The organism is Bradyrhizobium sp. RDM12 (assembly GCF_051917485.1).
Lineage (GTDB): Bacteria > Pseudomonadota > Alphaproteobacteria > Rhizobiales > Xanthobacteraceae > Bradyrhizobium.
In genome coordinates, this window is record NZ_CM133064.1 from 8,027,739 (window position 1) to 8,049,803 (window position 22,065).

13 protein-coding genes and 4 pseudogenes are annotated in these 22,065 nt (G+C 60.2%); 7 read left to right on the forward strand and 10 right to left on the reverse strand.

Features of this window, described 5'->3' with window-relative positions; translation table 11 throughout:
- Positions 1-77: 77 nt before the first annotated feature.
- From ACTGJ9_RS38840 to ACTGJ9_RS38850, 3 genes and pseudogenes are all read right to left on the reverse strand, one after another.
- Positions 78-490, reverse strand: a pseudogene (locus ACTGJ9_RS38840) (SDR family NAD(P)-dependent oxidoreductase); the annotation flags it as partial.
- A gap of 15 nt (positions 491-505) precedes the next feature.
- Complete coding sequence (locus ACTGJ9_RS38845; RefSeq protein WP_456675310.1) at positions 506-2,071, reverse strand: cytochrome P450; 1,566 nt, start codon at positions 2,069-2,071, stop codon at positions 506-508.
- Between the two features lie 94 nt (positions 2,072-2,165).
- Positions 2,166-3,277 (reverse strand): annotated as a pseudogene (locus tag ACTGJ9_RS38850) (cytochrome P450).
- Between the two features lie 329 nt (positions 3,278-3,606).
- Here ACTGJ9_RS38850 and ACTGJ9_RS38855 point away from each other — a divergent pair.
- Positions 3,607-3,780 carry a recombinase family protein gene (locus ACTGJ9_RS38855; protein ID WP_456678762.1) on the forward strand — a complete coding sequence of 58 codons (174 nt, stop codon included), beginning with the start codon at positions 3,607-3,609 and terminating at the stop codon, positions 3,778-3,780.
- Between the two features lie 191 nt (positions 3,781-3,971).
- Here ACTGJ9_RS38855 and ACTGJ9_RS38860 read toward each other — a convergent pair whose 3' ends face one another.
- Complete coding sequence (locus tag ACTGJ9_RS38860) at positions 3,972-4,139, reverse strand: hypothetical protein (protein WP_456675311.1); 168 nt, start codon at positions 4,137-4,139, stop codon at positions 3,972-3,974.
- A 1,714-nt stretch (positions 4,140-5,853) separates the two neighbouring features.
- Here ACTGJ9_RS38860 and ACTGJ9_RS38865 point away from each other — a divergent pair.
- Both ACTGJ9_RS38865 and ACTGJ9_RS38870 read left to right on the forward strand, forming a co-directional pair.
- A complete protein-coding gene (locus tag ACTGJ9_RS38865; RefSeq protein ID WP_456675312.1) occupies positions 5,854-6,171 on the forward strand; it encodes a GNAT family N-acetyltransferase in 318 nt (105 codons plus the stop codon).
- Between the two features lie 515 nt (positions 6,172-6,686).
- Positions 6,687-7,420: pseudogene (locus ACTGJ9_RS38870) on the forward strand (outer membrane protein).
- Positions 7,421-9,959: 2,539 nt separating this feature from the next.
- On the opposite strand, the pseudogene sbmA reads toward ACTGJ9_RS38870, so the two are convergent.
- Both sbmA and ACTGJ9_RS38880 read right to left on the reverse strand, forming a co-directional pair.
- A pseudogene (gene sbmA, locus ACTGJ9_RS38875) lies at positions 9,960-11,155 on the reverse strand (peptide antibiotic transporter SbmA).
- Between the two features lie 175 nt (positions 11,156-11,330).
- The gene (locus ACTGJ9_RS38880; protein WP_456675313.1) at positions 11,331-12,074 is read right to left on the reverse strand and encodes an outer membrane protein; all 744 of its coding nucleotides are present in this window, start codon (positions 12,072-12,074) and stop codon (positions 11,331-11,333) included.
- Positions 12,075-13,573: 1,499 nt separating this feature from the next.
- Between ACTGJ9_RS38880 and ACTGJ9_RS38885 the strand changes: the two genes are divergently transcribed.
- Positions 13,574-14,434: an SPASM domain-containing protein gene (locus ACTGJ9_RS38885; RefSeq protein ID WP_456675314.1), complete on the forward strand. Its 861-nt coding sequence runs from the start codon at positions 13,574-13,576 to the stop codon at positions 14,432-14,434.
- Positions 14,435-14,551: 117 nt separating this feature from the next.
- The gene (gene sugE / locus ACTGJ9_RS38890) at positions 14,552-14,866 is read left to right on the forward strand and encodes a quaternary ammonium compound efflux SMR transporter SugE (RefSeq protein WP_369726359.1); all 315 of its coding nucleotides are present in this window, start codon (positions 14,552-14,554) and stop codon (positions 14,864-14,866) included.
- Between the two features lie 1,653 nt (positions 14,867-16,519).
- On the opposite strand, the gene ACTGJ9_RS38895 is transcribed toward sugE, so the two are convergent.
- Together ACTGJ9_RS38895 and ACTGJ9_RS38900 are read right to left on the reverse strand one after the other, a co-directional pair.
- Positions 16,520-17,041 (reverse strand): thermonuclease family protein, encoded by a 522-nt coding sequence (locus tag ACTGJ9_RS38895; RefSeq protein WP_456675315.1) that lies wholly within the window; start codon positions 17,039-17,041, stop codon positions 16,520-16,522.
- A gap of 295 nt (positions 17,042-17,336) precedes the next feature.
- Entirely contained in the window at positions 17,337-18,182 is an 846-nt protein-coding gene (locus ACTGJ9_RS38900; RefSeq protein WP_456675316.1) for an energy-coupling factor ABC transporter permease, read from the reverse strand.
- Positions 18,183-18,920: 738 nt separating this feature from the next.
- Between ACTGJ9_RS38900 and ACTGJ9_RS38905 the strand changes: the two genes are divergently transcribed.
- Positions 18,921-19,754, forward strand: coding sequence for an RMD1 family protein (locus ACTGJ9_RS38905; RefSeq protein WP_456678763.1), 834 nt, complete (start codon positions 18,921-18,923; stop codon positions 19,752-19,754).
- Between the two features lie 431 nt (positions 19,755-20,185).
- Positions 20,186-20,512 carry a hypothetical protein gene (locus tag ACTGJ9_RS38910; RefSeq protein ID WP_456675317.1) on the forward strand — a complete coding sequence of 109 codons (327 nt, stop codon included), beginning with the start codon at positions 20,186-20,188 and terminating at the stop codon, positions 20,510-20,512.
- A 62-nt stretch (positions 20,513-20,574) separates the two neighbouring features.
- Here the strand turns inward: ACTGJ9_RS38910 and ACTGJ9_RS38915 are convergent, their stop codons facing one another.
- Entirely contained in the window at positions 20,575-20,991 is a 417-nt protein-coding gene (locus tag ACTGJ9_RS38915; RefSeq protein ID WP_456675318.1) for a hypothetical protein, read from the reverse strand.
- 777 nt (positions 20,992-21,768) lie between these two features.
- Positions 21,769-22,065, reverse strand: coding sequence for a ferredoxin family protein (locus ACTGJ9_RS38920; protein WP_085383486.1), 297 nt, complete (start codon positions 22,063-22,065; stop codon positions 21,769-21,771).

The window sequence follows — 22,065 nt, forward strand, 5'->3', positions numbered from 1 at the left end:
GGTGCATGCGATGCCAGCTCATGAGTATCCGATGCGGGTTGTCATGGACGCATGTGCGCTCGGGTAATAGCGCCGACCATGTTGACGATCGCACCGCCGCCGCGGGCGATCATCCGTGGGATGGCCTGCCGGCAGCAGAGCAGGCTGCCGCGCAGATTGGTCGCCATGGTCTGATCCCAGACCACCAGGTCCAGGTCGAGGATCGCGCCGGGTCAGATGCATGGCGCTCGCGTTGTTCACCGGCAGGTCGACCCCGCCGAAGTGCGGCTCCGCCCTCTCGAACAGCGCTGCCACCGCCTGCGCATCGGCGATGTCCATGGCCTGGGCCAGCGCGTGGCCCGCTTCGGCCGCGATCTGCGCGGTGCAGGCGATGGCCGCCGAGCCATCAATGTCGGCCACCACCACTCTGCCGCCCTCGCGCGCGATGGCGAGCGCGTATGCCTTTGCTGATGCCGGTCACCACGGCCACCTTGCCTTCAAAGCCTCGCATCGTGTCCTCCTGGAGTTAGTCTTTCGCGGCATGCCGCTCGTCCTCCGCCGGGGAAGGCGCAGCGTCGGCGCCGGCACGCTCGTCATCGCCAGCGTCGCTTTCGATCACCCGAATGGCGGCGACGGGGCACTGGCTGGCCGCGAGCCGCACGGCGGCTTGCAGCGCCTGCGGGACCGTCGCCACGCACACTTCGGCCACGCCGTCCGCTTCGCGCTGCCGAAAGGTGCCCGGCAGCGTCAGCACGCACTGCCCGGTGGTTCCGCACAGATCCTGGTCGACCACGACGCGCATCTCAGCACCCCGCACATGCAGCCGCACCGGCAGCGCTTGGAACGTCCTAAGGAACGCGGTGGGCTCCCGGGTGGGCTGCTCGGCCAATGCCAGCGTGGGGAAGCGCGCCTGGATCCTCGGCAAGCTCTCAGCCAACTGCGCCCGGGCCAGTTGTGCACCGGGGCAGAAGTGGACGCCGTGGCCGAAGCTCAGCATGATCTTCCCGTCAGTCGACATGCCAGGACTGGTGCCGTAGAATCGCGCGGGATCGAAGCGGTCGGGATCAGCGAAAACGTCCGGGTCGCGATTGCCGGCCGCGATCAGCACGCGGACGTCCGCGTTCTTCGGGATCACCACGCCGCTCAGTTCGATGTCGCGCTGGGCGATACGCGGAGTGGGGCTGAACAGGACGGGCGCGTCGCAGCGCAGGACTTCTTCGACGAATGCCTTCACCCCCACGGCGTCTCCCTGCAGCCAGTGCCGCTGTTCGGGATACGCCAGCATCGCCAGGACCGCATGGTCGATGGTCGCAGCAATCGTGGCGAAGCCGCCCAGCAGCATGCCCCACAGCATGCTGCTCAACTCAGCATCCGACAGCGTGTCGGCATCATCATCGTGTGCGCCGACCAGCATCGACATGACGTCGTGGCGGGGATCGGTGCGCTTGCGCTGCATGAGGTCGCTGAAGTAGGCCAGCACCCTGGCGCTGGCCACGTCCGCTGCTTCGAGCTGTAGATCGCTGGCGTGCGGGCCCAGGGCTTCCACAATCGGGCCGATGCCGGCGGCGAGGCCGAACATTTCGTCTTGGGGTATGCCGAACAGTTCGGCGAAGACCAGCATGGGCAAGGCCAGCGCGAATTCCCGATGCAGGTCCACCGCCTCCCCGCGCTCCAGCGCGGGCGCCATGCCGTCCAGACGCGCTGCGACAGTGCGCGCGATGCTCGGCCGCAGGTTGTCGATCTGGCGCATGGTAAACTCGGGCGAGATCAGCCGGCGTAGACGCGTATGCGTCGGTGGGTCCTTCGCCGCTAGCGTGGACGCCATAAGATCGAGCGACAGGCTGGTCGCCGCACGTGGGGAATAGCGCGCCAGTTCGCCCGGCGCCGGTCCCCGAAACACATCGCCCGTGGCCTTGAGCGTCCAGTGAATGTCGGCGTGGCGGCTCAACAGAATGAGGCCCGACGCCGCGCGATGCACCGGATCGTGCTCGCGCAGCCATCGCATGAACGGATACGGGTCGTGGATGCACGCTGGCAACGCCAGTTCGGCGAAGGCATCCCGGCATGCTGCCGTGGCTTCTTGCACGTCCATCTTGCTTACCTGTTGGCTGGCTGATCTGACCGGCGCGCGCCCGGCGCGCCGGCAACTTGCGGAGACGATCGGGATTCCTGGCGGCGTCCGCAGATCACCAGGGCACTAGGAACCCCTCGAACCCGCCAGCGATGATCTCCTTGCGCAACTTCGGTTCTTCGCGCGCCGCGGCCAGGCGCAGCGTGGGAAAGCGCTGGAAGATCGAACCGATCACCACCTTGAATTCCGGACTGGCCAGTGCCACGCCGATGCAGTGGTGCGGCCCGTAGGAGAACGCTAGGTGCGGCTTTTCGTCGGGTCCGACGTCGTGGATTTCCGGGTCGTCGAAATCGCGCGGATCCAACGACGTCGTCGGCAGGCCGGCCAGCACGTTGCTGTCCGCGGGAATATGCACGCTCGCGATAGTCACCCCGGTCCTCGGAAAGCGCAGGATGCCGTCCCAGCCCGCGCCCCGCGGGTACATGCGCAGGATTTCCAGGGATGGATCGCCGACCAGGCGTTCGCGCAGTTGCGGATGGCGGAACATGGCCAGCAGGCAGAATTCCATCTGCGCGACGGTGCTCTCGTGCCCCGCCACCAGCATGCCCGCCGTCACGCCGCTCGCCTCTTCCTCGGTCGCCTTGCCCTGGTCGAGCGCCGCGAGCACATGCGCCAGCAGGTTGTCGCCAGGATCCTGGCGCTTGTCCCGCATCTTGCGGCGAATGTAGGCGCGCAGTTCTTCCCAGGCCAAGCGCGACGGTCGGGCCGCTTTCATGCTGCTGCGTCATCACCTCGTCGGACAGCCCGGCGAAAAAGGCGTGATCCTCGTAGAGCACGCCCATCAACGCGCGGATGACCATGGCCGGAAGCGGAAAAAGAGGTGGCGCCGCAGGTCGGCGGGCTGGGGCTGGGCCGCCGGCGTCTCGAACAACTCCGCGGCGATCGCCTCGACCTGCTGCGCGAGCAGCTTCACCCTGCGGTCGCTGAAGGCCGGCGCCACGATCGTGAGTAACCGGGCGTGCTCGCCCCCTCGTGCGAGACCAGCCACCCCGGCGAACCGAGAATCACCAAGTCCGGGGTGAATGCCGCCGGCGGCATTCCGGCGGGCCGGAACGCCGCGTCCGACAGCGCCGCCTTGGCCTCGTCGTAGCCTGTCACCCACCAGCCTTCGTGCCCGGACGGGAAGCGCACGCGGTGGATCGGACCGTTGGCGCGTAGCCTCAACATCTCGGGCGAGGGCTCGATGTGATCGACGCGCGTTCGGACATGGTGGCACTTCACTCTCTAAGCGATAGAAGGGCGGAAGGTGACCGACGGGCGTTGCGGGCAGCGGCTTCACGTGGGCTTGGGTTCATTTCTGTTCGTCGATGATGATCGGCGGGGAAGGCGGCCGGACCCTAGGGCCTCAAGTTGGCTTTAGCCACCTACCGAATCTTGTAGTAGCGCCCTGAAGCTAAACGCCTGATGGCGCAAAAAATATGCGCAACACTCTGTCGCCACGCGCGAGCATACGGAAAGCTATTTCCGATGGGTATCCGCCTATGTTGGTTGGCTACATGCGCGTGTCGTCGGACTCCGACCGCCAGAGCACGGATTTGCCGCGCGATGCGCTGCTCGCCGCCGGGGTTGATCCGCCTCACCTGTTCGAGGATCACGCCTCAGGCGCGAAGGATGACCGCCCGGCTTGGCGCGGGATTGCGGGTCACCTCGGTGGCTTGGCCGCTCGTTGACCGTACGCTATGGCGCTCGCCATTCTTAAGCAGGCCCGCGCCTGACTTTGTGCCGCTTCGCGCGAGTTCCTGTCCCGCCGAACCGTGGCGAACTTCCCAGTTTGGCGCGGTAGCGCGATTGGACATCCGACAAGTACCGCGCTTTACCCAAGGCGACCGGATGCCGCCGAACTGGATGCGCCGACCAGCAATCAAAGTCCCGCATACCAATCTTCCGGAAACGGAATGAACGGCCACTTCACATCGTTGTCGTTCGCGGCCATAGGTTCAGTTCCTTGCGTTTGGAGATCGACCTGCCGGTCCTTCCACGCAAGATCACTTGGCGCGGCATCCGCCGCCAACCTGAAATCAATACGCATATTAAGCTCCCGTATCGGAAGCACGTCTTTCAATATGGTGGGATTCCCGAGGGGAGCCCCTGTGCCGCTGAGCCAAAATGCGGCCCATCCGGGTTCAAGTCAGTGCAATTGTAGACCCGATCAAGAATTAGCTTCGGTCTCTTCCGATCACAAACACGTGCTGAAGAAGACATTCTGAGGCGCGATCGTCCCCGGAGGACGGGGCTGCGTCTCCTCGCCGAAGCAGATAGTGAACCTTTACGCTGCTTGTCCAGACCAATGAATATCCGGGATTTTGCTTGTCCCTCTCGGGGCTGGAACGCCGCCGCCCGCGCTTCATTTAAGCGGGCGGCGTTTTAATAAGGACAGCCTACTCGCCTATTTCAAGGCCGGTGGCCTAAATCAATGACAGCGGCCTGTTTTGCATTGTCGAATTTGGTGTCTATTCTGACTGAACAGGCGCCTATTCATTCCATCACCGGCCCCATCACGGCATCTATCGGTGACTGAGAGCTACTCGTGCTCCCAACCTTACGCGGAGCCATCCTATGCTAACCAGAAAAAAACAAGCTATCCCCTTGACCCGTCGCCTTGCTCAGTTGGCAGACGAAGCCCGCCGCCGCGCGGAGGCGGCACCGCCCGGAGCGAAGCGCGAAACTCTCCTCAAAGCGGCGCGCATAAGCGAGACCGCCCTCCAGCTTCAGCAATGCATTAGCTCCCCAGGATTGAGAGCGCCGAGCTAACGACAAGGCCGTCCCAGTTGTCGGCCCTCTTTTCTTTGGGCCTCGCTGTGACGGCTTGGCTGGCCCCAAGCGGAGAAGGCGCGTAGCCGTCGGCCGGAACGATCCGACGGCCCGCAAACGCTCCTTTTTGAGTGAGTTGCGTGATGCGTCATGCGCCGTCGATCCTGCTGCTAGATCGGCTCGACCGGGATGGTGCGCGGCGCGGGAAGGAAGATAAACCGGCAGCTTGAACCCGACGGCTTCGGGAGGTTAGCTCGGCGCCGCGCCATCCAACCGCACCAGCGCCAAGCACCTACCTAGGCTAGCAGGTTCCAAATGGCACTGCGGTGCTAAGATTGGTCGAGCGAATGCAACTCGCAACATTTGGCAAAACAAGATCACCTCGCAATCTCAAATCGTCCTTTTCGCTGCTTTCGGAAGGCTGCCAGAGTTGGCGACGCCGACAAAACGAAGTCTTCCTTCGGAAAGGGCAGGATCCAGATGACGCTCTCATGGACCGACAGCACAAGTCCTCGCCGCGAAGATCCAGGTCCAAAAGCGTCAGGCGCTCCCAGCGAGGGACTTTCGTCCGAAGCGGCCGCCGAACGCCAGCTCAGGCAGAAGAGCCGGAGGCGGAAACTAAAGGCACTCGATGAACCTTTGGGGGTACATCCATTCCACTTACATCCAGCCGTATCGGTCCCGTGCTCTAACGCTACAACTCTGCGCTCAAAAAGCGGCATCATGACAGCGGAGCCGGGCGTCACCTCAGCGAACGCGAGCATTCGGGCAAGAACCGTCTGGACAATTGTCCTAGGCTTTGCCGCTGATCCGTTGATGCGCTGGAGTTGGCCGGACCCTGGGCAATATCTTGGCAGCATGACTCAGTTCATCGAGGCTTGTGGCGGACGAGCATTCGAGCATGGCACAGCATACGTGACGGCCGAAGTCGCGCCGCGGCCCTTTGGCTGCCTCCCGGCGAGCAGCAGGATGAGGACGCGCTGGACGCGATCATGGCGCTGTCCCTGCGCCCGGAAATCAGCGAACATATGGCACATCTGCGCCAGGGAATGGCCGAACATCATCCCTCCAAGCCACATTGGTATTTGCCCCTCATCGCTGTCGATCCGATCTGGGCGGGACAAGGGCTCGGCACATTGCTGATGAAGTACGCTCTTCAACGATGTGATGAGCAGGGCGTCGCTGCCTACCTCGAAAGTTCGAATCCTGAGAACATTCCCTTTTACCAACGCCACGGGTTCAAGATTATTGGAAAGATACAGCACGGTTGCTCGCCGCCACTCACGCCGATGTTGCGAAACGCGTATTGAGCGTAGTTCAGAGACGCTTCGCGGGCTCAAGAAGGCGGAGGTCGATAGCGGCCAGCGGCCGGCGTTCCTACCGACGGCCAATGAGCTGAAGCGCTCGAACGGGAGAACCGCGGGCTTCAGTACCCAACGAGATCCTGCGCAAGGCAAGCGCCTAATTTGCGGTGGCGGAGCTCGAGCGCCGGTCCAAGCCAAATTCGCCTACATCGAAGGGGCGCATAGAGGACGAGCCGACCTGTAGTCTTACCGTTCGCCCCCTCGACCTAACACGCTAGTGTCGCGAGGTGGAGCGATCCTGCCAAGCTGTCCAGCGCGCGACAGGCAGGACACCGCGCTGATCTGCGCTCGCACGCGAACGGGCAGCCAAGCAGTTGGAGATGATCTGCAACGCCCCAACCTGACGCAGCGTTTGGTTCACGCATTTCTTCCAGCACCAATGTTGCGATGCGGTTACAGCAATTTGCGTGCACGTTGTTAAGACGCACGAGGCTCGGGGCACTCAAGACATGAGAATAGAAATGAAGAACTTGTTGCTTACGACAGTGAGCACGGTGTTGCTGCTGCGGTGTCCCCTGCATTCAGTGCTGATCTGGCTACGCAACCCGTCATGCCTCTCTACACCACCGCTCCGGGACCTGTCGCAGCTGCAATCTACGATTGGAGCGCTTACTATATCGGCGTGAACGGTGGCCTGGGCTCAGGCGCGAGTTGTTGGGAGTACCTTGGCAGCACGCCCGAGGGCTGTCATCATCCGACAGGAGGTAGCGTGGGCCTCCAGATCGGCTATCGATGGCAGATGGGCCAGATCGTGCTGGGTGTTGAGGGCCAGGGCAACTGGGCTGATTTGACCGGGTCCAATCACAGCATCGCGTTTTCCGATACTACCAACCAGACTAAGATTGACGCGTTCGGTCTCATGACGGGGCAGATTGGTTATGCCTTCGGGAACAACCTACTTTACGGCAAAGGCGGCGCCGCAGTCACGAGCAACATCCATCAGATCAGCTCCACCGTGGCGGGAGCCAGTAGGAAAAGTGACGTTCTTTGGGGCGGCGTATTGGGGGGCGGATTCGAGCACGGCCTCGCACCGAACTGGACGGTAGGCTTCGAGTACGACCACCTGTTCTTCCAGCCGAGCACGGAGAAATTCAGCGGGAATATTGGTGGGGCCGATCGCATCCGCAAAGATGTTGATCTTATCACGGTACGGCTCAACTACAAGTTTGGCGGTCCGATTCTCCTCAAATATTGATCCGCAATTGGGTCGATGGCCCCGGCTTGGCCGGGGCCATTTGAAGGAAAGCATGGCCCGCTCAGAGGCCGGCCATTCAGGCAACTCCAACGTGATGTTCAAGCGCCGCCAGCGCGATCCCGGCCCGTCGCCTTTCGCTGGCCTGCGAGCCGTCCTTCTCCGGACGGGATGCTCCGCAGCACTTGGCCTAGGGGACCGGATCATCGCTGCCGGCTCGGCGCTGAGCACAATCGACACCGAAAGTCAGCCGAAATCGTGGACAGGGTCGTCGCAATGGCGACGAGCTTAGGACCTAAGTCGATGCCGCGGGAATTCATACCGCTTAGCTTGACGCTGCCGCCTTGCCAGGGCAAGCGGCGCATCGCGATCGCAATCGAGGCAGACGGGATCGTCGAACACAGCTGCCTCCGCTGCTGGCAGGCAGGGCAAGATCCGCCCCGCAAGCGTCGCAGGATACGATAGATCGGCTTGTCCGCCTCTGTCCGCAGATCCGGACGATCGGCAGCTCGGCTTACCAACATCTCACCGGCCGGTGCAATCTATCGGATCACTCGGCCTCGCCTGCTTTGGTTCGTGGGGCAACCGAGCAGGCGAGCACCCCGCCCTGCGACATCGCCGACATGGCGCGCCAAGCGCCCATGCGGCTCGATGAAGATCATCTGTGCCGCGGGCGGTGCGCAAGGGCTGCAGTGACAGCCACGGACACGGACGATCTCTTAGGCTTGGATGGCATGCAGCCTCGATTGTGCTGACCGAGAACCTTGCTTTGCTCAATGTTTCAATATCTTCTCGGGGCGGGAGGAGAGACCCAAGGTAGAACAGGAGAGTTCTTGTCTACCGAGACGCGGTCGTGACGACGGATGCTTCGGCTAGGGGCGAGATCGCCGCCGTCACTGCCTGTATTGCTCGTCCATTTCCAAAGCGTTTGGTATGGCCAATCGCATTGCGAGCAGTCCTCGCAGCAATCAATTGGCTCGTAAGCTGATCGCGCAGCGAGAAAGCGCTGGGGATGGTGTGGAGTTCATCGTCGTGCCTGCGCACCTCGTTGCGGTTTCTGCAGTTCGCAGCCGCAGCAGCCAGAACAGGATTCCTGCAATCTCCGCACAGCAAGACTTGCCAAGACAGTTGGATCCGAGTGACCTTTTGCGGCCAGAGCTAATACCTTTTCGGCAAGGCACGCCTTCAACGAAGACGTTCGGTTTGCTTCGGGCACCATCCCGATCGCATCGTCCAAAACACCTCGTAATAAAGCACATAGTGTGGCTTGCGGTGTCATGGCGCTAATCCACAAATGACGAACATCTGGCAGACCTCGGCTCCGGCCGCCGAGCCAGTGCTACCCAGAAAGCCAAGTGGAATGAGCCTGGTTCGCTCTAGGGAGCAGGGGAATAACGGAGACGGACAAGCCTACAAGTACAAGAAATACGCGTCGCTAATGTGACAGTTCGTGCTCTGCTCATCTTGGATGCATGACGCCGCATCTCCTTTCAAATCAACATTTGCCGACGCTATCAACAGAAGATCGTAAGCATTCCGTGAGGACCGCCGAACCGCTACCTAGTGGCTTGCTTGTTCTGATCGCCCAATTCCAGCTTCGGAGCTCGTCGCGCCTATAAGCTGGATGTGCGGCGAGGCTGCCGTAACGTCGGCTAGCTAGGCTTGCGGATCCACGCTGTTCAATTTGGCGGTGACGTTCACGGCCAGAGCTCCGGCTCGGCGGAACACGGATTGGTTCGCCAGCCCCAGAGTTGTCAAACCCCAGTTCGGGTAGTTGAAACGCGACGCAACATCGTCTCAACTCTTGTGCCAAGGCCCAAAGTGAGCTTACGAGTGCTAAGCGTTTCTCTTCGAGATCATTTCGGCGCGCTCCGGCCAGCCCAGCTGGTCGCGGTCCAGGATCGCTGGTTCGAGTGGCTGGACGTTCGCACCGAACGTCTCGCCCAGCTGCGCGATCCAGTGACGCTGGAACGAGCTTGGGTGCCGCTGAGCGCGATTACCGTTCCGCTACAACCGGAATGGGCGCCGGCACATCCCGCGGTCGCCCGGGCCCGCCGCCCCAGGTAACGCCGCCCCCCGTTTAGCCCGGCATTCCACCGAGCGGTTCAAGTTTTGACAATCCGTCATCGTGTTCTGGCGTAGTCAGCGTCCGCAGCATGAGCGCCACGACTATGATGGCTCGCGGAGCGGCGAAACAAGGCCGTTGAGGCGTCTCTCACTGTCGAACTTACGGCATGCTGGTACTTCTTTGTAGATGTACGCGGTACGGCCTTTAAGGATTCACGTTGCCTGCCGAGGTCGTCATCGCCGATACAGTCAGTCCCGCCGCTACACACGCGCGCTCGCCCTCATCCACAACAGTTCGTCACGGGCGTTCCGATATGCATTTGATAAGTCTCTTTATGCCGAGCGCCATCCTCTCGAGTGCCGCTTCTCAAAGCTGAAGCCAATTCAGCCGCGTCGCAACCGTTTGAAGCCGAACGGGAGGTCGTCCAGTGTCCGTCAACTCCTGTGCAGCTAGGGATCATGAGGCTTGCTTCCTTCATGTCTCGATCACCGGCAGTGGCTCACCGTGGATCTTTGCCTCGAAGCTCCGCAGCCGCTGATAGATCGAGATCAGTTCGACGATCGTGCTCCACGAGTTGACGAGATACTGAAACGAGGTCCGCACTTGCGTGAACGCGTTTAGGATCTGGTTCATCGCGCCGAGGGTGATCTTGCCCGCGATGATCGTCGGCGCAAGCAGGATGTAAGGAAAGATGACATCAGTCTGAATGTAGACGATCCGGCCGATATTGAAATACAAGAAGTTGAGATAGAGCCGGAAGTAATTCCTGCGGATGTCGCTAAACAGCGCGCTTAGTGTCGGCGGATTGGCGCGCGCCGGATCATCCTCGCCGAGCACGAGCTCCTTGCGAAAGGCCGCTTCGACGCGTTGGTTGAGAAATTCGATTCCGGGCAGACGGATGCCGATAAGCGCGAGAATGCCGGTGCCCAAAATCGACCAGATGACTGCTGCGAACACCAGCGGGTAGGGAATCGTGCCGAACAGAGGCAGCGCCATGAGGTTACTAGACAGTCTCACCAAAACCGGCAGGAAGGCTAAGAGGGTCAGTACCGCGCTGACAAGACTGACGCCTAAGCCTTCCATCGTGCTGGCAAATCGCATGGTGTCTTCCTGAACCCGCTGGGACGCGCCTTCAATCTTGCGCAGCCGTGGCCAGTTGGTGGCATAGAAATCGCTCATCGCCGTGCGCCAACGAAAGATGTAATGGCTGACGAAAAAGCGCGTCATCACGCCGACGACGACGGCCACGAGCGCGATGCCGGCAAAGCTCGATATTTCGCTGTAGAACTGCTCTACTGTTACCGGTCTCGACTTCGAAAGCGCGGCCTGGACCAGATCATAAAACGGTCCATACCAGCTGTTTATCGCGACTGACACCTGAACCTGGAAGTAAGAGGTGAACAGGATCAGAGCGGACCCAAGAATGGACCACGACGCCCAAGGATGCGGGGCAAGCAACATCCATGCGGCCGCGAAGACCGCAACAGTAATCACAAAATACAGATCGAACCACAGCGACGGAGCCGACCAGAAAGCCGCAAGCCCGACCGGCTGGTCGAGGCTTGAAAGAAGTTGCTGGCAACTCCATACCAGAATGCCATCGCCAACGCCGTCCAAAGAATTGACGACGCAAAGAACAACTTCGGTCGAGGGAAGAAAGAAACGAACATGCTCGCTGTCCTGATCGATTTGAAGCTTCAGCTCAGAAGATGAACTCGCCGCGGTCTGGCTAACTCTTCCTGACTTCTGGTCACTCGGGGGCAGTCGCGTTGCACGCGCGATGCCTCGTACCCAAAAAAGACCCCGGTCAAACCGGGGCCTCCGATTCACGAACCCAACTACAGATCAATATTTGAGAAGAGTTGTGCCATCGAACTTATAATTGAGCCGCGCAGTCATAAGGTCGAAGTCCTGACGGATGCGGTCGCCGCCAAGCGAACCAGCAGCCACGACAAAGTTCACGTCGGCATCCCGCATGAACAAGTGGTCGTACTCGACGCTTACCGACCAGTTCGGCGCGAAACCGACTTCGATCCCGGCGCCCACAGTAGCACCCCAGGGGCTGCTATCAGCGCTCGCGAACTGCGCGCCCGTGAGTGCGGAGTTGACTCGATACGTGTTGCTCGCCACTGCGACGCCACCCTTGGCGTAAAACAGTACGCTGTCGAGCGCATAACCGATCTGCCCAGTCATCGTACCGAACGCATTAATCTTACTCTGGTCGACATCGCCGAACGCGATGCTGACGTTGGATCCGCTCAGATCAGCCCAGTTCCCCTGACCTTCAACGCCCAGCACGATCTGGCCGATCTGCCACCGATAGCCGATCTGTCCGCCGACGGTAATGCCGGTCGCATCATGACAGCCCTCAGGGGTGCGGCCATTGTAGTCCCAGCAATTCGAGCTTGAGCCCAGGCCGCCGTTCATACCGACGTAGAGGCCGCTCCAGTCGTAAATTGCGGCCGCGACGCGCTGCGGAGCTTTGGTGTAGATAGCCTCGGCGGGCTGCGCGGTCAGGTCTGCACTGAATGAGGGCGTCACTACCGCAAGCGTCAGCATGCTCACAGTCGCAAGCAAAAAGTTCTTCATTTCTATTCCCATGTCTTGAGTGCCCCCGAGCCTCGCGCTTCTTAACAACGTGCGCGCGAATTGCTGTAGCTGCATCGCAACATTCGCGCCGAAAGAAATGCGTGAACCGAACGCTGCGTTAGGTTGCTGCTTTGCAGATCATTGTGTGGCAGTGCTAGTTGGCGTGAGCGTAGATTGCGCAAAAGTGCGCGAACAAAGGGCCGCTCATTCCGCGGAGTCGGCGTACGGCAAGGCTGATGAACCTGCTCCCAATGAGTGGACACCTGTAGTAGGCTGATTGAGCCCGGGGGTGTCGAATGGAATCGAATTGAAGTAACGGCACCCTTAGACAGTGCTCGGCGCTGTATTGAAGGCGATGCTCACAACCTGTTGCGTCTGAGTGAATGGCTCCCCCGCCAACACGCTTGGTGCCAAAGGATACGAGCAACATGCAGGCGGCGCCTCAACGACAGATGGGTAGACTATCCCGAGGCGCTGAAGATGAGCCCCTACGTGCACTGGACGGGTTCGCGTAGCCCGCGAGAGGACTGCTAGCTGAAGCGTCGAGATCGGCCGTCGGCATGTGAAACGACTGACTCCATACAAACGCAACCAAAACGAGGAGAGTTGCGCAGCTCAAAAGGCACAAGTTTGCAAGATGGCTTTTGTCAATCCGCAAGGGCTTCACGCATGAAATGTGCGCCCTTGGCCCGTCTGTACTCCGCCCTCGCTCATTCGGGGCAGTGCCAACAAGCCGAGGCTGCTGAGCTCGCGAGCAGATTAGACCCTAGATGGGTCGGACGCCCGCCCCACGCATCATCCGCTCGAACTATCTCTCGCTGACGCCAGGTCCCTATCTCCGCACAACAACATTGAGGTGGGGACTGCCGTAGCGTCCACCACTGACTAGATGGACTTCCGGCACTCTGCCAGGAGCCTGCGACTGGAATTTGTTCGTCTGCTCACCGGGCGATCATGCCAGCCGAAGCCGGCGCGGTGAGACTACGAGCACGCCACACATCAACCGCACCGGTTCCGCGCCTCCCACCTAGATTCGGTTGATTTGGACCGTTGACCGTCGGAGCGGCTGGGCTTGTGGCGCATGGGGAGCTATACCCGCTCCGGGGTCATTTCGCCTCGAAGATCGTTGCCAACGGTTGAATGCGTCGAGGCAATCGCAATCGCAACTGCCGCGGATCACAACAGCGGCGCAAACTTGCATGAACGCCGTCCTTCAAGTCATTTTCAAGAACGCATGAATCGTGACGTAGCCTCATCTTGTCCGCTACCGCCCCCCAGATTTGCGGCTACTCGCAAGGAGAAAGACATATCACTCGGACGTGTCGGCTTTCGGACAGTACCGCCTCTGGCATGAATGCTGCTTGTTAGACGGAACGAGAGGTCCCATCAATTCATCGACCCACGCCAACTCAGTAGCCGCCGCATCCTGCTGGATACTGGCTAAATGGGATTCGGCGGTTCGGCCTCAAGGTCTTTTTATTCCCACGCGGAGCGCAGAAGTGGATAATATCGAATCGATGACTCTACAGGAGCTGCGCTCTGCAATCACTGGCGGCAGGGTCTTGGAGATAACTACGACAACGGGCTGTGTCGTCGGATGTTCTTATTGCCGGCAGGACAAGTTTGCCGAACGGCAAAGAGCGATATCCGACGTGAAGCATCTTTCTCTCCAAGATTTCAAGCGATGCCTGGCGCGCGTACCAGCAGCTGTCGACATCAGCTTTTCCGGGTATTCGGAGCCTTGGCTCAATCCGGCTTGCACCGAAATGGTTGAGCATGCCTACGCGTGTGGCCATGGAATCCGGATTTTCACAACCCTGGTCGGAATGAACGGGCGGGATCTAAGACGCTTACGTGCGCTGCAGTTCCGCGTTTTCCTGGTGCACGTTTTTGATGACGGCACGTACATGGATAGTGGCCTCGTCAGGCGCAACTATGTGGATTTGATGCGCCAACTTGTCGATGCCGACATTTCATCGCTGCTCTTCATAGTCATGGGCGAGGTTCATCCCGAACTTGTCGACATAATTCCTGAGGAAGCGCTCGTCCGCTCGCGTCCGCCGCGCAGCAGGGCTGGTAGCGGCGAGGAGATGATTGAAGCACGACAGCCAATCATTGGAGCACTGACATGTCCTGACGAACGGCAATATCGTAATGTTCTTCTCCCAAACGGCGATGTTACTTTCTGCTGCATGGATTTTGAGCGACGACACGTTTTGGGCAACCTTCTCCACGACAGGTACAAGGATCTCTTTGACGGGGCGACTTTTTGCAAGATTGCCGATCGCATGAACGGAACGGACGGCTTTCTGCTTTGTCGATCGTGTGAATTCGCCGAACCAATAACGTCGGAAAGCTGATCGTTAAGAGCAGCTACCCCTGCCTGATCGAAGCGAATCGCTGCCTAGCGAAGACTGCCTTGCAGCTCATCATCACATCAGCCGCGGGGACGACCCTGCCGCGAACGGAGGGTCGCCATGGCCTGGAGCATTTTGTTGGTCGCCGGCCTGCTGGAAGTGGCCTGGGCAATCGGCCTCAAATACACCGAGGGCTTCACCAAGCTCGTCCCGTCCGCGCTCACGCTCGCGGCCATGGCCGGCAGCGTGATCCTGCTCGGCCTTGCTCTGAAGACGCTGCCCATTGGAACTGCCTATGCGGTCTGGACCGGCATCGGTGCGGTCGGCACCGCAGCGCTCGGCATCGTCCTGTTCGGGGAGCCGGCCGCCGCCTTTCGCCTTGCCAGCATCGGACTGATCGTCGCCGGCATTGTTGGGCTGAAGCTCGTGTCCTGACGAAGACATCGAAGCATTGACTCCCACCAGGTCAGCGCCCAACGATCGCCGACGACGGCACCATGATTGTCCAGACATAGACGATCGCTGCGTTCCAGCGCACCGCCGAGGGCCACGGCGCCGACGATGGCGGGGGTGATGTGGCCGGGGAACCTGCCGTGAACCACGATGCCGATGCAGGCCCTCTGGGCCAAGACCTGCTGGCCGCGACCCTCAGTGTCGCAATGCGAAAGCCATATTGCGGACGGTACGCCGGCCCCCATCAGCGTCCCCACCGCCATCGCGTTTGGCACGATGGCACCACCCAGAACGGCACGAACAATTCGCTGCCGAGATCACCGTGCGAATAGAACGGCAATGGACCCCAAGCTATCCGGCTGATTTCCGGGCGGCGCCCAAGAAAGATCGCTTCCCGGAGTCATGCGATCCGTGGTCTGCGGAGCAGTAGGGAGAAGATGCATCACAGAACGATATGATTGGCGGATCGTGTTCGTTTGCTCCGCACAGGTTCCGGCCACCCCGCGTCGGTGCGATCACGGATGCCGACCAGTTCATCGGATCAGTCCGGTGAGCTTGCGATCTCTGAATCAGCTCAGCTCCGAGCCTCGAACCGGGTACGACTTCATTGTGTCGGTCGTGAAGAAGCTGGAGCACCTAATCTCATTCGCAGGAGGGTTCCCAGAAATCATCGCCCTGAAGTCCGGCGCGCTTCATGCGATAGGTGTTCGACTTCAGATCGGGCGCTTGCTTGAACAATGACCGTTCTTGTCGCTAGACGACATCACGATTGAAAAACGCCGGGACCTTGCATCGCATCCGTCGGCACAGAGTCTGCACCACGACGGCGTGGGAGCGACGCTGCGAGTTCAGGGGCGAACGCTTCATTGTGGAAGGCGCGCACGAGCTGTTAAGCGATCTGACGTTCTTGTTCGGGCTGCCGCACCGGTTACGCTCGTGACATGCCAGCGGTGAGCGGACCATGCTGTTTGCAGTATGCGGCCTTCCCGCGGCAAAGACCCCAATTCGATCACCATCGTTTTCGATGGCACCTCGGAGCCGGGGTTGAGCAAGCGCTCGCACCTGCTTGGTCCGTCAGATTTGAGTGCGAGTATAAACTTTGGGGCACAGCATCTGGCGGCCTGTGGGAATCAAGCTGCGAGTTCTGGGAATGTCAAAGCCTGACAGTTAGAATCGAATGGAGTGGAGGTAGGCTGCATCCCAAGCCACATTGGTGTTGCACTACCTTGCCCAGTGGTGCCTCGAACACCACTGGGCTTCTTTCTTTGCGCTCAACCTCTACTTAGCTGGATCTGATTGTGTCCGTGCCACGCCTTTGTCTTTTTAGACCACAGAGAACCCCGTCCTTCTTGAGCGCAATGCGGCTCTCCCTCGAGCTCAAAAGGCGGTGCCCTGGCAGACCGCGAGTCCATGGTCCTTAATAATCGATACGGCCAATGTGGGGCGTTCCTGTGGAGCTCGCGACTTTGTTTCCTGCGCCGTTCGCGCTTACGAGAGTTTGAGACCATCTTACTCCTTTGAGCGTGGTCGAGAGGTAGTGGTGAGCTCGTCTCACTTCTGATCGACGCCAGCTCGCCCGTGGCTATCACCTCACAGCGGACCCGAAATCGCATATTTCGGTGTGGAAAATGCCCGTCAAGGATGTGCATTCGCGTCATCGGAACAACCGGCTGGCCCACCACCTAACCGAATGCATGCTCGATATAACCGAGGTACGGCAAAGCTGCCCGACCATAAGCCCAGTCCGGCACGATCGGCCTCGCTTTGCGCAGCCTGGTATCGTCCGCTCGAATATTGCGTCCAATCGAGCACGAGACCATTGCGCACCAACCATTCTCCGAGATCGGTGCCATCAGCTGAACAGGTCGCCACCGTCCGTCCACACTCATCCTCCAGGATTGACAGGCAACTGACTCCGCGATCTTCAATGAAGCCTTCAAGTGCGCTCGCGGTCCTGAGGCCACATAGATATAGATTCCCGTTGATATCTCGGCACATTTGAGTCTCGTGCGGCGCATCGATGCCCCAGAGCCGAACGCGTGTCCCTTGAATCTCAAGGGTGTCGGTGCTGATGACCTTTGCCGGCCCCGTCAACCCGCCGGCCAACACGATGCTGCACAGTGCTAGCATCGTCAACATCACGACCAATCCATACATGGCGATCTTCTTTGTCGAACTGCGAACATTCCGGCCGAGTGCAGCAGAGCATGAGAAACCGCGGAACAGCGCTCCATCGCAACTGTGCATAGAAGGGTACTAAGTTGCATGGGTATTGGACGAACGGATCCCAGTGTATCCGCAGCGTAAGACGCCCCTCGGGGGTCACCTCGACCCCATGTTCTGCGACCAAGCTGCTGCGGTGACCGCATCCCGCCATTCCTCCACGTAGTTGCGGCAGTTCGCCTTGACCGCATCACGCACCAGCAGGTCGAACTCGGTAGTGCGCGTCCGCTCATTGGCGAGCGGGCGGGCGCAGACGGCCGGCCGCAAGTCGGCGAGATATGCGGATAGCAGCGAGCGCGAGCCGCCCCGGATCGCTGCAGCCGGTTGCTATCAGGGAAAGCGTATGCATCGCTTGAGCAAAAGGGGCGACCCGACGGCCATCGTTGTTATCAGCGGCAACACCTCCTCTACAGGCGGTTGGCGAGAACCCCGCCCGCAACCACGCCGCCCAATTTGTTTCGCGAGCGCCAGGTACAGCCAGATCAGCCTCCACTTGGACCAAGGCCACAAGTGCATAGGAAACTGCGAACCACGCGATGTTATAGAGGTTGGCAGCGCCGAAGCCCGCGCCATAGAAGGCCCAAAACGCGACCCAGACAACGATACCAGACTGATATGCAGTCGAGAGCGCAAGAGCCTTACTGTACTGCAGATCGGGATAGGCGGTGTTGGATGGAATGAGCCGCTTGGCGAGCGCCTGGATCACAAACAGCGGCACTAGAAGCGTCGTGACATTCATACCATACTGCGGCAGGTCGGTCGGAACAAACAGGACACCTTGCAGCAAGAGGCCGACCGCAAGCCCAGAGGCAGCCGGTGCCGCGCCGAACAACAGGAACAGCGTCGAGCCGAGGATGAAGTGCACCTCGGAGACTCCAACGGCGAAGTGCGGCAGGATCTCGAAAAACGTGAACACAAGCCCCGAAGCGGCCATGGCTCGCACAGCAAATGACAGGGCGCCCTGCTCGCGCATAGTTTCGACCACAAGCTTGGCGGCGAAGCAGCCCGTCGCAAGGCCTGTCGCGTAGCTCAACACGAGCTTGGCGCCTGTTACTATTCCCGGTTCGATATGCATGGTCTTAGGTCCTTGCTGCCGTTATACTCACGGCCTTGGTTCAAGAATTTGTCGGGCCGTCTTTTGGCCGAGGTTGGAAACGGCACTTCACCTTCCCCAGCGTCGGTCAACCGGTCAACGTCCTGTCTTCGTCAATCCGATTGGGCGTGCACTCAGCCTTCGCTCGGCCTTCGACATTTCGATAGCAACAGCTATGCCAGCGCCGCCACCGCCGTTAAGGCTCTGATTTCGCCTTGAAAAGTTCCGCGGCGCGCAACATTCGACGTGTTCTGTAGCTGACATGCTCTGGATGAAATTGAACACACGTGGCGCCGCTGTGTTTGCTCAACCTGTGCCGTTTCGTACAATCATTCTCCCTCGCCAATTGAAGCGGAAATCCTCAGGCCGCTGGCGCGAAGGCACCGGTTCGGCATCAATCTTGCTCGACTTTGTTCGAGGACGGCGCCTCGAGCGCGGCCAAATGCTTGGCGGGCTCATCGAATCGGAAAACCTCTCATTGTCTCCAAGGGCTTGCTGGGTCGTCCGATGGATCTTGCGGCCAAGCACGCACGAACATGGAAATGGCGACGATCCGTTCAAACTGTGGAGCCGGCATTTGCTGGATCGCAGCATCATCTCTCAGCGACGCGCTCGGCAAATTCCGCTGCACCATCTGCCACGAAGTTTTGGACGTGTTTGACAGTCCCGGGGGAACGCCTATCGCGTCGCAGTGGCGGCAAACCGGATGCTAAAGTGAGCATGGATCAACGTACGCCCGGTAAGCCTGCCGCGTCCGGACAAACGGCGGCCGCCTCGATGCTGCGCATTCGCGCAGTCATGCTGGGCGACCGTATCAACGCGTCGGCTCTCGAAATCGGAACGCTGGTGTCCTCGACGCCGGTCGCTTGCCGCATACATGCAGGCCTTGTCGTGATCTTCCGCTATGGCGTTGTGGTGCTCATCGGGTTGTCGCCCTCGGAGGAAACCGCTCTGATCGATAGCTTGAGGTCGCGGGTCATCGGTGAACTCAGCTCCTATGAGGAGGAGAGCGCGCAGGTGCAGCTCTGCAACGACCAGGGCGCGGAGGTCATCCTGCCGAGCGGTCGGATTTGTCTCAGCGAGTTTACCGACGACCGGCTGCTGCTGATCGCCGATACGCTGGCCAAGAGCACGGCGCTGGAGCGAGATGAGCGCCGTGTCGCCGCGGTGTTCGACGTGATCGAACCCTTTGCACGTGAACTAGCCGAGCGCGGCCGGACGCCGCGGGGCCGCAAGGGCATTCTCCAACTGATCGGCAATGCGCTCCTGGTCCAGCAGCGCGTCGCGGGCCGCGTCGCCATTGCCGAAAAGCCCGACGCACTCTGGGACAAGCCGGAGCTCGACCGGCTCTATTCGCGTCTGAAAGACGAGTACGAATTGAAGGAGCGTCTTGAGATGCTCGAGCGCAAGCTGTCGGCCATCTCAGGAACAGCCAACGCACTGACGGACATCATCGACACCCGGCGCTCGCTGCGTCTGGAGTGGGTTATAGCCGTGCTGATCGTGATGGAAGTTGCGATCGGATGCTTTCAGATTATTACAGGAGCTCACTGAAGTGCGGCTACCCGCAGCACGCGAGGCGCCTTCGTGGGCTTTGAGCAGGCTGACTAACCGATCAGACCGGCATTGGCGGAAGATGCGCCGTTCGGACGCACTCAGCCGCGGACTTCGGCCTTGTCTTCGCCGGGTTCGTGCACGCGAGTAAATCCCAATGCGGCTCACGAACCCAGCAAATAAACGAGGCGACTTCCGGCGCATTTCCTGGGTGTCGAGCAAGGATATGGCGTGCATGGCATACACGCGCGGAGCGTTTATCTCGACCAGGAAAGAAGACTCTTTTGCCCACTGTGCAGGGGACCGGCACTGAGCTTGTCTGCTGTTCTCCATTGGATCGCAGAATACTTTGCCGGGCCTCTCCCGCCGTTCACCAGCGCGCACCCGCAGCTACCGGAACAAGGACGGCCGATTTCAACCAAAGCGCCTCGATGAGTTGGGCGACCGCCTTTCGCCGTTTGGGGCATCGCCTCGGCTCGGTCGACCTCTCCTGCCGTGATTTCCTTTCTTGGGAATTAGTGAACAGTTCCATGAACCGCACCATTTTCAGCGCAAGGAGCGTGCTGCAACTGAAGCTGAACCTCAGAAGAGCGGATCTCGTCCTCACCAACGGGGAAGTCGCCGAGCTTGGGACTGCGACCGGGCGTGCCTGCAATAGCGGCTCTGAGTCGACGATAAACGCCAAACGGATGAAAAGGACTGCGGCAGCCAATTTCGACGCGGTTTTCACCTCGCAAGCAGGCGCCGAGATTTCCTGATGTCCCCGGTTCCGATTGGACGTTCCATCTACAGGGACTTTCCCTCAAAGCGCTCTGGACACTCACGTGCCGCCGGCAGCTCCCCTCAAATCCGCTTCCGAACGGATCCCGGCATGGCGGTCCTTCGCTGGTTCGTTCAGCAGCCCGGCGAGCCGGAGGCCTTCAAGGACCCCTTCGAGCCGCTGTACGAGAACTATAGCGGCGAGCAGCGAAACGGCCTCCTCCCGATGGACGGTGAAGCGAATGTCAGGCGCTCGCTGAACCAAGACGTCCAGCAAGGTCGGAAGGTCAGCAACGTGGTGGCGTAAGGTCGAGACCACATCACTCGCAAGATAGGCCGCCAAATCAGCTTTCGGCGGCGGATCAAAGTCCAACGCGACCTCGGCGCGCTTCTCGATCGCTTGTCGTATCAACTCGCCCTGCCGTCTTGCATTGATCGAGAGCATGAACACTGCATCCGCGAGCTTCTCGCGCGGCAAGCTTCTCAGTTCGGCTATGCGGGCCTGGATGTCGTCGACCGAACTCTCACGGCGTGCCTGTGCTCGCCGCGCGTTGGCGGCTGCTTCGCTCTTTTGTACTCGAACCATCGTCATGCTCTCCGCCCGACGATATATCCTGCCGATTCGGTCGAATGAAAGTGCAAAATTGTGTGCTGCATGCGCGCAGCCCGGCTGACGAACGCGGAACCGGCGGTCCCGAAGGCAGAAGGCGCTAATTTCGTGATCTGCTCGTGCTTGGCGGCTGCGAGATCTTGGCCTGGATCACTGGAAAGCGCCGCTTCAGGTCCGTGGCACCGCTTTCGGCACCATGTCTCGTCTCGAACTCAGTGTTCACACAGCCACTTGGATCGCAGACACTCGTCGGGAGATCTCGCGCTGCATTCCGCAGGCCAAGGTCCATTTTCAAGAATTGGGTCCGGTATAGTTGCGGAGCCACTCGTCTTTGGCGAGATCGGTCGACCGGGCCTCGAACTCATCATTCAACGCGAGCTGAGCAGTAGATTGCAAAGTGCGTTCGAATATAGCCGGTCGGCATCAAGATTGCGCTTACCGCGCTCTGCCTCGTCGTCCGTGAAGAAGGGTGATTTCACGCTGAGTTCGTCAGAAGGCCGGGGAGAGTGATGTCAGGAACAGACGCGCCAAGAGCCTAAGCCAGCGCATGAGGCGGCCAAGTTGTAGCCGGCGTCGGCGAGGATGGCGTTGACGGCGTCGCCGCGCCCCGCCGCATCCTACCAAGGTCAGCCGTCCCCTGAACTTTCAACCAAACTTGAATAGCACACCGTAACCGCCGCGCGGGTAGCTCCACTCGATATCACCACTTTCTTCGCAGATCACCCTGCAGGTGCCGCACTCGATGCACCCGTCGACTGTAACTTCAACATGACCTTTATCGTTGAGCTCGTAGCACCGTGCCGGACAAGCCTTCAGCATCGACAAGAGCCGCGACGATGGCGTAGTGTGCGGCCGCACCTTGATATGGGCGCGGCCGGAATCAACAAGATAACGGTTGTAGAATAGTTTGTCCTCGACACGTTGGGATGGCTCGCTCGGCAT